General features: G+C 44.5%; 9 protein-coding genes and 2 pseudogenes. 6 read left to right on the top strand and 5 right to left on the bottom strand.

Translation table 11 applies throughout. The features are described 5' to 3' along the window. Window positions 1-19: 19 nt before the first annotated feature. The 3 genes from ACOJUR_RS04360 (at window position 20) to ACOJUR_RS04370 (ending at window position 2,144) form a co-directional block, all read left to right on the top strand. Window positions 20-307, top strand: coding sequence for a transposase (locus ACOJUR_RS04360; protein ID WP_370541913.1), 288 nt, complete (start codon window positions 20-22; stop codon window positions 305-307). Window positions 308-318: 11 nt separating this feature from the next. After that, window positions 319-1,173, top strand: a complete 855-nt coding sequence (locus ACOJUR_RS04365; protein WP_420950498.1) for an IS3 family transposase — start codon at window positions 319-321, stop codon at window positions 1,171-1,173. 185 nt (window positions 1,174-1,358) lie between these two features. Next, window positions 1,359-2,144 (top strand): transposase, encoded by a 786-nt coding sequence (locus tag ACOJUR_RS04370; RefSeq protein WP_420949340.1) that lies wholly within the window; start codon window positions 1,359-1,361, stop codon window positions 2,142-2,144. Window positions 2,145-2,664: 520 nt separating this feature from the next. Here the strand turns inward: ACOJUR_RS04370 and ACOJUR_RS04375 are convergent. The 5 genes and pseudogenes from ACOJUR_RS04375 to ACOJUR_RS04395 all read right to left on the bottom strand — a co-directional run bounded on the left by ACOJUR_RS04375 (window position 2,665) and on the right by ACOJUR_RS04395 (window position 9,218). Beyond that, window positions 2,665-2,862 carry a hypothetical protein gene (locus tag ACOJUR_RS04375; RefSeq protein WP_306955528.1) on the bottom strand — a complete coding sequence of 66 codons (198 nt, stop codon included), beginning with the start codon at window positions 2,860-2,862 and terminating at the stop codon, window positions 2,665-2,667. Window positions 2,863-2,948: 86 nt separating this feature from the next. Beyond that, a complete protein-coding gene (locus ACOJUR_RS04380; RefSeq protein ID WP_420949053.1) occupies window positions 2,949-3,902 on the bottom strand; it encodes an IS110 family RNA-guided transposase in 954 nt (317 codons plus the stop codon). Between the two features lie 1,057 nt (window positions 3,903-4,959). Further along, the gene (locus ACOJUR_RS04385) at window positions 4,960-6,489 is read right to left on the bottom strand and encodes a hypothetical protein (RefSeq protein WP_420949341.1); all 1,530 of its coding nucleotides are present in this window, start codon (window positions 6,487-6,489) and stop codon (window positions 4,960-4,962) included. A gap of 295 nt (window positions 6,490-6,784) precedes the next feature. After that, a complete protein-coding gene (locus ACOJUR_RS04390; protein ID WP_420949342.1) occupies window positions 6,785-7,903 on the bottom strand; it encodes a glycosyltransferase in 1,119 nt (372 codons plus the stop codon). A gap of 169 nt (window positions 7,904-8,072) precedes the next feature. Beyond that, a pseudogene (locus tag ACOJUR_RS04395) lies at window positions 8,073-9,218 on the bottom strand (IS3 family transposase). A gap of 480 nt (window positions 9,219-9,698) precedes the next feature. Here ACOJUR_RS04395 and ACOJUR_RS04400 point away from each other — a divergent pair. From ACOJUR_RS04400 to ACOJUR_RS04410, 3 genes and pseudogenes are all read left to right on the top strand, one after another. Further along, window positions 9,699-10,906: pseudogene (locus ACOJUR_RS04400) on the top strand (IS110 family RNA-guided transposase). Between the two features lie 137 nt (window positions 10,907-11,043). Beyond that, window positions 11,044-12,417: an IS1182 family transposase gene (locus tag ACOJUR_RS04405; protein ID WP_420949092.1), complete on the top strand. Its 1,374-nt coding sequence runs from the start codon at window positions 11,044-11,046 to the stop codon at window positions 12,415-12,417. Between the two features lie 884 nt (window positions 12,418-13,301). Further along, window positions 13,302-13,493: a hypothetical protein gene (locus ACOJUR_RS04410; RefSeq protein ID WP_420949343.1), complete on the top strand. Its 192-nt coding sequence runs from the start codon at window positions 13,302-13,304 to the stop codon at window positions 13,491-13,493. Window positions 13,494-13,881: the final 388 nt, after the last annotated feature.

Below are 13,881 nucleotides of genomic sequence, written 5' to 3' on the forward strand. Positions count from 1 at the left end.
TGAAGTAGAGGTGTTTGTGATGCTGGGACGTAAGTGGACAGTGGATGAAAAAATAAACATCGTCCTCGAGGGCATGATGCCTAGTGCAAATATTAGCGAAGTATGTCGGCAGCATGGCGTGGCCCAGAGTCTTTATTACAGGTGGCGTGAAGCGTTCCTGTCTGGTGGGCGGGCTGGACTTCAGTCCGGACCCTCTACGAGGGAGCAGGAGTTGGAGAAGGAGTTGCAGGAGGCTAGGGCTAAGATCGGTGAGCTTACGATGCAGGTGGATGTGTTGCGAAAAAAATCGAATTGGGGCCGGAAGTAAATAGCCGTTCTTTGGTCTGTCAGCTCACCAAAGAAGGGTTCCCGGTCCCAGTGATTGCAAAAGCGTTAGGGCTGAATCGGACGTACTGTTACAGCCTATTGAAGCCGTATGTGCCAAAACCGAAGCGGCCTCCTGTGGATAAGAACGCTGTGGTTCATCAGTGGATTCGGAAACTGTGCGAAGAATTCCCCACGTACGGATACCGGCGAATCCAAGTCATGCTGCGCCGCCGATACAACTTGCGGGTGAACCATAAACGGGTGTATCGGCTGATGAAGGAAATGGGGCTGCTGGTGAAAACCCAGAAACGGGGCGCTTCACGAGCGAAACGGCGAGGGAAAATACCAGTCACCAGGTCCAACGAGCATTTCCAGTGCGACATGACGAAGGTGTGGTGCGGGAAAGACGGATGGGGTTATCTGTTTGCCGTGATTGACGCTTATGACCGGGAGATTGTGGGGTACTCATTTTCCCGGTTCTGCCGTACGGAGGACTTGCTGAATGCTGTAGATATGGCGCTGAATTATCGTTTCCCAAGCGGCGTTCAAGGTGCCGGTTTGACGCTTCGAACGGACAATGGCTGCCAGATGACGAGTCGACGGTTCATCGAAGCGATGAAGGTCTGCCAAATCAATCACGAGCGGACGGGGTACAACAACCCTGATGCTGACGGATACATCGAGCGATTCTTCCGGTCACTGAAAGAGGAAGAAGTCTGGCTGCAGGAATACAACAGCTTTGCCGAGGCGAAAGCGGCAATTGAATCGTACATTCACTTTTACAACACGGACCGACCACACTCCGCACTAGGTTATCGCTCGCCTTTGGAATTCAGAAATTGGCAAAAGAAACGGAACGCAGCGTGAGACGGTTTTTATCTGAATTGCATTTCTCTCTTAAAAGCCATCCCATCTGTCTTGACAAAATCGGGTTCACTACGGCTCTTTTCATTTCAAACCCGAAATTAATTCATTACAGGAATGGCTCCTTTTCCCCAAAAGACGAAGCATTCCGGCGGACCCGAGTCGTCGTCACAAACAGGGAGCACTGGGTGGTCGAACGTGGACGGATCGAAAACCGTATCCATCGTTGGCTGGATATTCGTTTCCCTGAGTATGGACAAGCATTTGAGGATATTTTCAGTGCTCGTTCCCTAGCGACATTGCGCCGGTTCTCGACGCCGTCTGACTTGCTACAGCTGACTCCAGAACGAATGATAGAAATCTGGGAAGAGTACATGTCGAGACCTGGTGGTTTGCGTGGGAAGCGCAAGGCGATTGAACTTCTTGAGTTAGCCAGACACAGTGTTGGAGACACTTTCGCCCTGGAGGAAGACAAATGGGAACTCACACATTTGGTGGATGAGTACGAACGAATTCAGAGGATTGTTGAGGAAGCTGACGAGATGATGAAGAAGATGCTGCCCGAGATTCCTGGTTCAGAACTCGTTCTGTCCGTAGGGGTATCTGCTCCTGCAACGGCTGCCATTTTAGCCTTTGGCGGTGATTTAAGTAAGCTGTCTCATGGAAACCAGTTGCTGCGAAATGCCGGTTTGAACCTCGCTGAGAAGAGTTCTGGTAAATACAAGGGGAAAATAAAGCTCACAAAGAGAGGCAATTCGCTACTACGCAAGCACCTCTACTTCACTGTGTTTCGCCTGCTGCCCCACAATTCTGCGTTTCAAGCCCTGCATACACACAACATTGAAGTGAAACGGATGACCAAGATGCAATCCATCATGAAATTAATCGGTAAACTGGCTCGAATGCTCGTCGCTATGGCCAGACAAGGGGAAGAATTCAGTTTAGCTAAAGTCCAACTTACGTTAGCAGCTTAAGAAACCTGAGGGTCTCGACACGTAGATTGGCTCATTCGCAGGATTTCACAAAGAAAGCACGGAGTACCAAGAAACCCTCACTTTAGGGCAAAGCAGACCCGTTGCGCAAACGTTGATTGGACTCCACACCTTGGATAGATAGGACGAAGGAATGTAAGGGCGTAGACCCGTCGAGATTTGGGAGAGTGAATCCCAGGGACCTTGTGGAGAGAAGCGTGCAGCAAAGGACCTATATGGAAGATGCTGTTAAAACGCACTGCACCTTCTGTTCCCGCACGCGCTCGAACGGTTCTGCCTTACGAGGTATCTCCTCATTCCCACTCCATCTTATAACTAGGTTAATGAAATCCTGCGAATGAGCGAGCATTCGTGAGAAAAGGCTAATCATCTGAGGGAGTGAGGGTTTGCTTTTTTACGAAAATGAGTCCGTATCAGCTGAAGAGTCTCGATCGAATATGGACGAACGGAAATAGAGGCTGTCACTACAGTCTCGCGGAATGACTGGATATTCGCATCGGTATCAAGGTTTAGATACCTGGAATCCCTTCTCTTGCAACCTACGAATCATGTCCGCTTCCCGACGTTCTTCACTACGTTGCCTGAAACTATCTAGATAATCTGGACCAAGCTCTGTATACCGTTCTTTACGATGCAGGATGTGGTACACAATCCGAAGCAGAGTATGAGCGAGAGCGACAAGCGCCTTCTTGACGCCCATCTTACGGACCCATAACCAATAACGGGCGGACAGGCGGGTATTTCTTGTTCGTGCTGCTGCCCAGGCACATTCGCAAAGCACTGCTTTTAGAGCACTGTTCCCGCTTCGGGACCGAACCCGTTTTTTTTACCTGCACTCTCATGATTTCCTGGGCTGAGTCCGGCCCATGCCGCCAATTGTTTGTCACCGCCGAACTGCTCCATGTCGGTACCCATCTCAGCCAAGATGATTGCTGCCGCATTTGCATTAATTCCGGGTACGGTCGTAATGAGTTCAAAAGCTTCCTGCTTATCCGCCATGTGAGCGCGTATCTCTTGCTCTACTTCCAGAATGGCCTTCTCAATGAATTGCAGGTGTTCATAGGAAAATCGCAGCATATCTCGGTGATGTCTCCGTAAGCGACCGTTCAGTGACTGCAGCAATTTGGCTGATTTATGCCGTAGTGCACCCTTCATCTCCGACTCTAGGAACTCCAATGTAATGACTTCGCCGTCCATAATCTTTTGTAGCAGAATTCGTCCGGATACCCCGAAGATATCCGACATATGCGTAGTCAATTTAATGTTTGCATCCTGCAGGAGTCGATGAATTCGGTTTTTCTCGGAAGTAGCATCCTGTACGAGCTTCTTCCGGTACCGAGTCAGATCGCGCAGGTCCCGTGTTTCTTGAGAAGGGACGAAACTACCTTCAATGAGACCAGAGCGAAGGAGTTTGGCTATCCACTCTGCATCTTTCATGTCGGTCTTACGTCCAGGGAGGTTTTTGATGTGGTGCGCATTGGCGAGGAGCAATTCAAAATCAAAGGCTTCAAGCACGTTCCAGACGGGCTTCCAGTAGACCCCCGTGCTCTCCATGACGACATGCGTACAGCCACTCTCGTTGAGCCAATCTGCAAGCGCTAGTAGATCCTCAACCATCGTGCCAAACGTCCGGATTTCAGACTTGGGCGAGCGATCCAGTGGGCCTGTTAACACACAGGCGACTACAGATTCCTGGTGTACGTCCAGCCCAGCACACCGCTCAAGTATGGCTTCCATCATGAATGACAACCTCCATCCCACAGAATGATGAATCCGAAGACAACCCGACATTGAAGATTTTTTACTCGGACTCTCGGTCCAATATCCTGTGCTTCGAGGGTTGTCCATTCAGTTTTTTTATCGGGGTCAAACCACCACAAAGCAGAACCGAACTGGTCGGATTCGTCTCCATTATGCGAGATTCTTAGCAAACAAAAAAGCCATGACCATTTTCATCATAGCCTGTGTCCCGAAGGGTCATGAGCGTTTTTTAAGATTTCTATTTCCTCTCTCAGCTCACGGTTCTCACGCTCTACATCCCAAGTCGCTTGGACTTCGGGCTTCAAATTCCCACTGCCAACAAAGGGATGTTTCGGACCCCTTTTATATTGAGCAATCCACCCATAAAGCGTCTTTGAAATCATACCAAGATCCCGTGCCACTGTGAGGCTGTCTTCCCCTCCCCCCCAACACCAACTTCACCGTATTCAACTTAAAATCTCTATCATATACACGTCCCAACACAGATACCTCAAATCGATGATTTACTTATTTTCACATTCTCGATTTGCTGTGTCCACCATTAGAGCCTAACATCAAATGTTTATCATACACCATATTCTGCTGGCGTACGTGTTCCCGGAAGAAAAAAAGGGCTCTTACATTGCTTTCTACTTAGGAATGGAAAGATAGTTGAGGTCCCTTAATAAGTACCGTACCTTGGTGGCATCTGATAACAACAAAGAAAGGTAGATTCTGGGGAGATTTCAACATCCCATAAAGCGGGCAAGTGCTTTCATTGGAATTAAAAGGGGATAAGAGCACCTAGGAGTTTATTAATTTAAACTAGAATCATGCAACTAGTTTTAACATGCAGGTAAGTCAAGGATTCTCACTTCTTGGATTCCAAACTTTTGCTTACTAAGCTTCGTGCTAATAGCACTTTTTGTGTGGGGCTGTCCCAAAAGCGGTTGAAAACCGCTGACGGGGTAGCCCCATTTATGTAGAAAGACTAGAATCAGTGAATGAGTGGTGCAAGGTGTGTACTATTTGACGCTTACTTTAATGAGTGCAATCTCTATGGAAGCAAAATACGTCCGACTTCAAACGCAATACTTCCTTCCCTTTTTTTACCATAAAAACTTAAATAATCTTTCAGAGAAGAAACAGACGAACTTGTACTCCATACAGTTATTGCATTACTGGGGTTATTTGTGTTTGAGGTGATAGTTATAACATATCTGTTTTCCACAGGATGAATCATTGGGAATTTAAACTTAACCCACGAATTATCTTTAAGTTGGCTGGCGTTGATATGTTCTATCACTTTTACTGATTTATGATTTGAATGCAATGGGGCAATATCAACCGTCACCAGGCAATTATTTGTCCGAGCATAAGTAGCAAAGAGTATCTTTAAAGTATTGAAGGGTTGTCCATTTGTATCAAAAACCTGCTCAATAGGTGTGGATTGTAAAATCGGGCCAACTGGAACGTTAGATTCTGTCTGTTGAATGATATAAACTCCAAATAAGGGTTGCATATAAATTAAAATAATATATAAAAGGGTAGGAATTAGGAATATGGGTTGATATTGCCTAAGAAAAAAAAACTTAGTTATGCTTGAGTAATTAGAATCAGAAATTGGTGTAAATACGACTGACTTAAATGATGAAACTAAAATAAATAGTAATGATACAATGATAACTGTATATATTGCACTAGATAAATGACCACCAACTCCTGAATAACTAATTGCATTTTCTGAACCCTTAAAAATTGACATTGCATAATCTAGGTTATCTGGGAATGAAATTAAATTGTTAATTAAAACTGAAGTACAGAAAATCAAGAACCAAAACTTACTAATTGGATTTTCAATTACTAGAAATACACCGAATGGAACTAACCATATAATCCATTGAGGTAGCCACCATGTGGTTAGCATAATACTAGCCACAACAAAAAAACTTGACCAGCAAACAGCATAAAATACATCTTCAATTTTATGTCGGAATGTCACAAGGGCACCGATAAGCAATAAATAAAACAATACAAAATAATAGACCGGTTGAAGTCCTAATTTGAATGAGGTAGCGAATAAACTTGAATCATCCTTCCATTCAAAGAGACGCACGATCAAGTCATTCCCAGCAAACGGCAATAAACATAGTATATATGTGAAGACGGCTACTAAAAATAGTTGAATTGTCTTTCGTATTTGTGCTTGGCCAATGATAATAGCTGTTGGGAGCATAAACAACAATGAATAATTTTTAAATCCTGCTGATATACCAAGGAAAAACATGGACCAGTAATACTCACGTTTTACTATAAAATATAAAGTTATCAATGTCATTGTAGCCGGAACAATATCAATTTGTCCTTGCATTAAGCTTCCTGCAATGGTTATAGGAGATAACACCCACAAACCTATAATTGCACGTGAATTAAAATTCCTTAGCTTAGCAATACGAAGTATAACAACAGAACCTAAGATTAAAAAAAACAAGTTTGGAAATTTTAACAATAGTGCACCTAAACCGGCTTTCCATCCTGAAGAAGTACCGAATACAAGAAATAAATTTCCTGATGTGGCTGTTGTCATTGGATCAATATGTAGCATATGAAGAATAAACATATATAATCCATTAGTGACGTAGTATAGTGGGGCCATTGGAGTCGGAATACTCTTTAACGATGGGTTTTCAGAAAACCATCGATATACATTCCAATGGCCAGCAGCAACTTGGTTACTGATATAGGAATTGAGTAACAAATCACCGTGTAGGAATGCAAAACATATGTATAAAATTAGTAAACCGTATGAGCAAAGAATGAAATAATCAAATCGGTTTTGTAATTTTCGCACGACTACTACCCCCACCTTTTAACTACCGCTCTTATTGTATCTTTTCATAAGTTTGTTCTTTAAAATGCCCATTAATGCTTCGGTTCATCTGCCATGTGACCTTGTGATTTATTATGAAGTTCCACAAAGTGGCGATGGCTATTCCGGTAAGATTTCCAAGAATATAATGAACACCAAGAAAGTAAACAAGTGAGGCAAGTACCGCTTCATTTATTGCAATTCCAATAAGGGAGATAGCCGCAAATCGCAGAAAGCGTTTAGCTTTATGTGAAGCAAGGGAGTCGTTCCATGTAAAGCGGTCATTGAGCAAAAAATTTGAGATAAGAACCAGACCTGCTGCAATTATACTCGAAACAATTACATTTAACTTTAAATGTAATAACGAAATGTAAATGATTTGATTCAATATAACTCCTGACGCACCAACAAGACAAAACAAATAAAAACGCCTATCTTCGGGACTATCCCTAAGCAGAAGTGCAAGATGGCAAATATACTTCCATTGCACTTTTAGTGACATATTAGATTGTCCGTTAATACGGGGTTTAAAATGATAAGGTATCTCTAGTACACTTTTGTAATTCCCACGAACCAATATTTCAATAAGAATTTTCCATCCTATTGGATGTAGTTTAACTCCATCGATGACGGTTCTTCGAAATAGAAAAAAACCACTCGTCGGATCTGTTACTTTCCGCACTCTTTTTAGTAAGAGTTGCGCTATAATACGTGCGGTCCATGAAACTATTTTTCTAAAACCGGATAGACCACCATCGTTTCCACCAGGAATAAACCGACTAGGGATGACGATGTCATACTCGCCAATTTTAATCCTCTTTAACATGTTTACTAGGATTTCGGGTGGGTGTTGCATGTCTGCATCCATTACTGCAATATATTGTCCTTGCGCTAACTCAAAGCCTTTAACAACTGCACTACCAAGTCCTCTTTCATTTTCACGATGTTCAACACGAACCCAATTGTAATTTAACTTTAACTTATTTAAAGTATCAATTGAACTAATGTCAGTACTGTCATCAACAAAAATAACTTCGATATTATAATCTAAAGTACAATTGCGAATTGCTTCGGCCACAATCACAACATTCTCTCGTTCATTGTAGGTTGGTACAACGATCGACAAATCCACTATATCTTACACCCTCTATCCTAAAAGGAATTTAGTTATATAATGTTGCGGGTTCGTTAGATAACGAAATAAATATTGTATTAAGTAAATAGGTTGGACAGACCAAACAGAGAATGTCTAAGTATTCAGTTTTGTACCACTTAACCTGTTTAGCCAGCCGCCTTGAGTATCATTTGGTCATACATGGAGTGTATTGAACTGGCGTTTTGTAGCCGATTGGCGAGTGAATCCGCACTCGGTTGTACCAAAGATCGATGTATTCCCAGATGTCTCGCTTTGCCCTTGCCCTTGTTTCATATGTTTCAAGATGAATTAGCTCCCGCTTAATGACACTGTGGAACGACTCGATGCAAGCATTATCGTAACCATTGCCTTTGCGGCTCATGCTGCCGATCATCTGGTATTCCTTCAACTTGTCCCGGTATTCCCTTGACGCATACTGACTTCCACGGTCCGAGTGATGCAGTACACCATCATCCGGTTTTTCACGCTTATAGGCTTGCTCTAACGCAGCCATGACGAGTTCCTTCGTCATCCGTGAATCGGCTTTCCACCCAACAATTTTCCGTGTGAATAAGTCCATGATGCTTGCAACATATAGCCATCTTTCGGTGGGCCAAACATATGTGATATCCGACATCCAGACCTGATTTGGACGCTCTGCTTGGAATGTCTGGTTAAGCACATGGTCATGCACCGGGTGGTTGTGTTTCGAATGGGTGGTCGCCTTGTATTTGTGTACGGTACGACTTTTTAGCCCGTTCTCACGCATCATTCCAGCCACTGTTTTCTGACCAACTCGACATCCTTCTGCATGGAGAATCCGTGTAATTTTCGGACTCCCGTATCATCGCCGAGAGGACAGAAAGATTTGATGAATGCGTTTTGTAAGCTTGCGACATCGCTGTTTGCGTTCGCTATCTGGGCGTTTGAGCCATGCATAGTACCCGCTTCGAAATACCTGCAGCACTTTGCACATCCTCTGAACCGAAAACTCGAATCGATGGTCGTAGATGAACTGATATCTTATTTCCGGTCGTTGCTGAAGATGCGCACTGCGTTTTTTAAGATTTCTATTTCCTCTCTCAGCTCACGGTTCTCACGCTCTACATCCCAAGTCGCTTGGGCTTGGGGCTTCAAATTCCCACTGCCAACAAAGGGATGTTTCGGATCGCTTTTATATTGAGCAATCCACCCATAAAGCGTCATTGAAGTCATAACCAGATCCCGTGCCACTTGTGAGGCTGTCTTCCCCTCCTCCAACACCAACTTCACCGTATTCAATTTAAAAATCTCAATCATATCTACGTTCCAACACAGACACCTCAAATCGATGATTTACTTATTTTCACATTCTCGATTTGCTGTGTCCACCATTAGAGCCTAACATCAATATTATCATTCTCTCTATTACCTCCACAACGAAATCCTTCCTGTATTTATTTGCAAATTTTTTTGAATCGGGCTCGACCTTTTTTTCAATTCGTCTTGCTTAAGTACAAACTTGAACCTATTTCGTGTTTTTCCAAGCCAGATGTATTAAGTCAATAGACGACCATGCCGCCTGAGCGGCACCAGCAGAAGGATGAAAATAGGCTCGTGTTGAATGACACTTTGGTGGCTGGCGAAGGCAGGTCGTTCCAAACTGGTGCCATGAGCCCGCTCAATAGACTGACTACGACGACCCGGTGCACCACAGTATGTTGCTCCCTTTAGGGAAGCACGCAGGATAGAATGATCTTTATGTTCGTTGCACCAGCCCTTCAATTGATACAGTCCGCTAGAAAGGATCAATATGGATGTCGTCTACGAACGTTGTTGTGGTCTCGACGTGCATAAGAAGATGGTAGTTGCATGCGTCGTGACGTCGGAAGCCAAGGAAATTCGCACCTTCTCCACCATGACGGTAGACACGTTAGAAATGGTCGACTGGTTGAAACAACACGGGTGTACGCATGTAGCGATGGAAAGCACTGCTTCGTTTTGGAAGTCCATCTATAACATCTTGAAATCAGAGGACTTTCAAGTGATTGTGGTTAACGCAAATCACATGAAAAACGTCCCGGGGCGCAAGACGGACGTGAAGGATGTTGAGTGGATAGCTGGTTTGCTTCGCGATGGGGTATGGCAAGCCAGTTATATCCCGGACCGAACCCAACGTGAACTGCGAGAACTCATTCGTTACCGTCGGAGCCTGATAAACGAACGAACAAGAGAAGTAAATCGGATACAGAAGGTGCTAGAAGGGGCCAACATCAAGCTGTCTTCCGTAGCGAGTAACACCTTGGGGAAGTCTGGGCGTGCCATGCTCGAGGCGATGATTCAGGGAGAGAATAGCTCTGAAGCACTTTTGGAATGGGCGAGAGGACGATTGAAATCGAAAAAGGCTAATTTGCAGCGAGCATGACATGGGTTGATGGGAGACCACCAACGAATGATGCTGGCTGCGCAACTACGGCACATCGATTATCTCGATGAAGAGATTACCCGACTCGATGAAGAGGTTCAAAGGCGAATGGCCCCTTTTGAGGAAGACTTGGAGTTAATAGATACCATCCCTGGTGTCGGTCGACGAACAGCAGAGCAAATCCTTGCGGAAATCGGGACAGACATGGATCAATTTCATCCGCCGCTCATCTGTGTTCATGGGCGGCTCCAGGAAATAACGAAAGTGCAGGAAAACGGAAGTCAGGGAAAACTCGTAAGGGAAATCAAAAGCTTCGGACAGCCCTAGTGGAAGCGGCCCGTGCAGCAAGAACGAAACAAACGTATCTCTCAGCCCAGCACCATAGAATTACTTCCCGTAGAGGAAGTAGCCGAGCGACTATTGCGGTGGCACATAGCATCTTAAGTATGGTGTATTACATGTTAAAGCGACGTCAACCCTACATTGAATTGGGGCCGACCTATTATGAAACTCGTAAGAAAGATGCAGTCGTCAGACAAGCCATCCGTAAGCTAGAGACACTCGGTCTCGAGGTCATGGTACATCCAGTCGCCTAATCACACTGAAATGGAATTACTATCCAAAGACATCCTCATCTCTGATGAGGCTCAGGCTGTCGAGAAAGTTTCGACAGCCATTCTTTATGTCTCTTTTATTCTAAATATATGTATTTATGTTATAATATTCATAACCAATGTTGGGTGGTGATGACGTGTACCAGTCAAAAGACGGTCGTCAGTTGGAGTTCGAGTTTGTATCTATTGAAGAACTTGTCCCTGAGGACCATCTTCTTCGGAAGATTGATCGTTACATCGATTTCTCGTTCATTCCAGAGAAGGTCCGTCCTTATTACTCCGAAGACAACGGACGACCTGCGGTGGATCCGGTTGTACTCTTCAAAATGATCTTTCTGGGGTACCTTTACGGCATCCGTTCTGAGCGCCAGTTGGAACAAGAAGTGAAGACGAACGTTGCGTACCGTTGGTTCCTGGGATTAAAACTTACTGACCGGGTTCCGGACCATACCACCCTGTCATGGAATCGGTGTATTCGCTTTGCAGGCACCGGCATCTTTCAAGACATCTTTGACGAAATCGTTCTCCAAGGTATGAAGCACCGACTCATTTCTGGACGAGTCCTGATGACAGACTCCACACACATTAAAGCTAATGCAAATAAGCACAAGTTCGAGCGGAAAGTCGTTGAGGAAAAAGTAAAAGGCTATCTTGCTGAACTTGACCTTGCCATCGCTGCAGATCGGAGCGCTCACCAAAAAAAGTCCTTAAGCCCCAGGAAGGAGGTGTCCAAGGAGCGCGAAGTAAAGGTCAGCCTCACAGATGCGGACAGTGGATATATGTACCGCGAAGGCAAGCCGGAAGGATTTTACTATCTCGACCACAGAACCGTTGATGCGAAGTACAACTTGATTACAGATGTGCATATCACGCCAGGCAATATCCATGATTCAATTCCATACGTAGGGCGACTTGAAAGACAAATTGAACGTTTTGGTTTCAATGTTGAAGCCGTGGCGCTCGACTCTGGTTACCTAACAAATCCGATATGTAACGAATTAACTGAACGTGGTATCTTCGCAGTGATTGGTCACCGCCGATTTCATCCCACAAAGGGTTTAATGCCCAAATGGAAGTTCCGATACGATAAGAAAACGGATTCGTACCTATGTCCAGAGAAACACCCACTTACTTACCGAACGACAACTCGTGAAGGCTACAGGGAGTACAAATCCGACCCAGAAATTTGCAAGGCATGTTCCATTCTGACTCAGTGTACACGCTCCCGCAACAAGCAAAAAGTTTTGGTACGACACGTTTGGGAGGATAGCAAAGAGAGGGTCCGAGAGAACCGATTAAGTAAATCTGGGAAACGCCTATACCGACTCCGAAAGCAAACCATTGAGCGAAGTTTTGCAGATGCGAAACAACTTCATGGATACAGATACGCGAGGTTCCGAGGCAGGGACAAGGTGCTCGAACAGGCACTGATGACCGCTGCCTGTCAGAACATGAAAAAAATCGCTCTTCACCTAGCAAAACGAGCTAGATGAAGAGCGATTCACATTTCCCATTGATACAAACCTGTGTAAATCGAACTACAAAGATATTGCTTGAATTGAAAAAGACCACTCGCAGTGGTCTTTCTCGACAGCCTGATCCTCATCTCTGATGAGGCTAGTTCTGTATACGCTTCTCGGGACTTAGTACTCGTTTATTTTAGGATAGGGTAGACACCTCAAATGGTTGAAGTGTCAAAATTCATCCATTTATTAGTGGGTAGCATAGCTGCCTCTTAGCTACTTTCCTTCTAGTAGTAATTTGCAGCCTGAAATTATACTGGTGTGAAGTAGCCGTTGGAGGAATTAATCCTTCTTCGATTATACCAAAGTTCTATATATTCAAAGATGTCTCGTTTCGTGTTGCGTATAACTTAATGTGTATGAGCTCACACTTGGTGATACTGTGAAAGGACTCGATGAATGCGTTGTCCTAGCAATTGTTTTTCGACTCATACTACCAACCATCTCATAATATTGCAGCTTGTCTCGGTAGTCATGAGAGGAGTATGGGGGCTCTCACCGTCCGAATGTTGCAATAAGGATCCTGTCGGCCGCTGGAGTTCCTAGGCCCGCTCCAGGTCCCGCATGGTCTTCGCCTCAGAGTTGAGTTTTCCGTTGCCAACGAACGGGGAAGCAGGATCATCCTTATACTTGGCCATTCAGCCAAACAAAGTCATTTACAACATACCTAGTTCCCGGACTACCTGGCTCGCCGGCTTATCACTCTCCATAGCAAATCGAACTGCATTAAGTTTGAATTCTTTATTGTATTTGATTTCCATTTAGCCCACCTGGAATTTCCCTATTCTTACATTCTCGATTCGTTGTGTCAAATATTTCAGCCTAACACTAAAAGCTCTTATGGGGGTGTCATCGTGAGTGAAATCGATCAAACACCAAAACCACCTTATTTCGCAGTGATTTTCACATCTGATGATTCTATTCAAAACTGGAAAGAGAATGAACGGCATTTGATCGCCCAAAGACTGGGGAAGTCTCAATGGTATTTAAGATACAAAACCAGAGTGACTAAAGTTGAGCGGGACTATGGGTTTGAAAAGGATTGACCCTAACAATAATTCGATTGGTTCTTGGGTGTGGCGACAGGAGCGAATGTCTTCGGAGGACTTGAATTCGCTAATATATTAATATAGAGAGATGGTTTGCGAGCTTTAATGCATTAGCGGTCAGCAGAATACGGCATCCACCCTTTGACAGGCAGAACGATGGAATGACAAGGGATCAGAAGAGACCCTGAGAGACATGAGAGGGTAAGCCGCAAAGGTGTATGTAGACATCCAATGGTAAACCATATTTGGGAATCATGGGCTTACCCCTTGTTTTCGCACACCCACATGGCAAATCCAACGACTCTTCCCGCTCCATCTGTGTCATCTGTCCGTCATGTCAAACATGAAAAACTGCGAATGAGCGAGAATGGGTGAGAAAACGAAA

Source organism: Alicyclobacillus tolerans (genome assembly GCF_048984885.1).
GTDB lineage: Bacteria > Bacillota > Bacilli > Alicyclobacillales > Alicyclobacillaceae > Alicyclobacillus_I > Alicyclobacillus_I tolerans.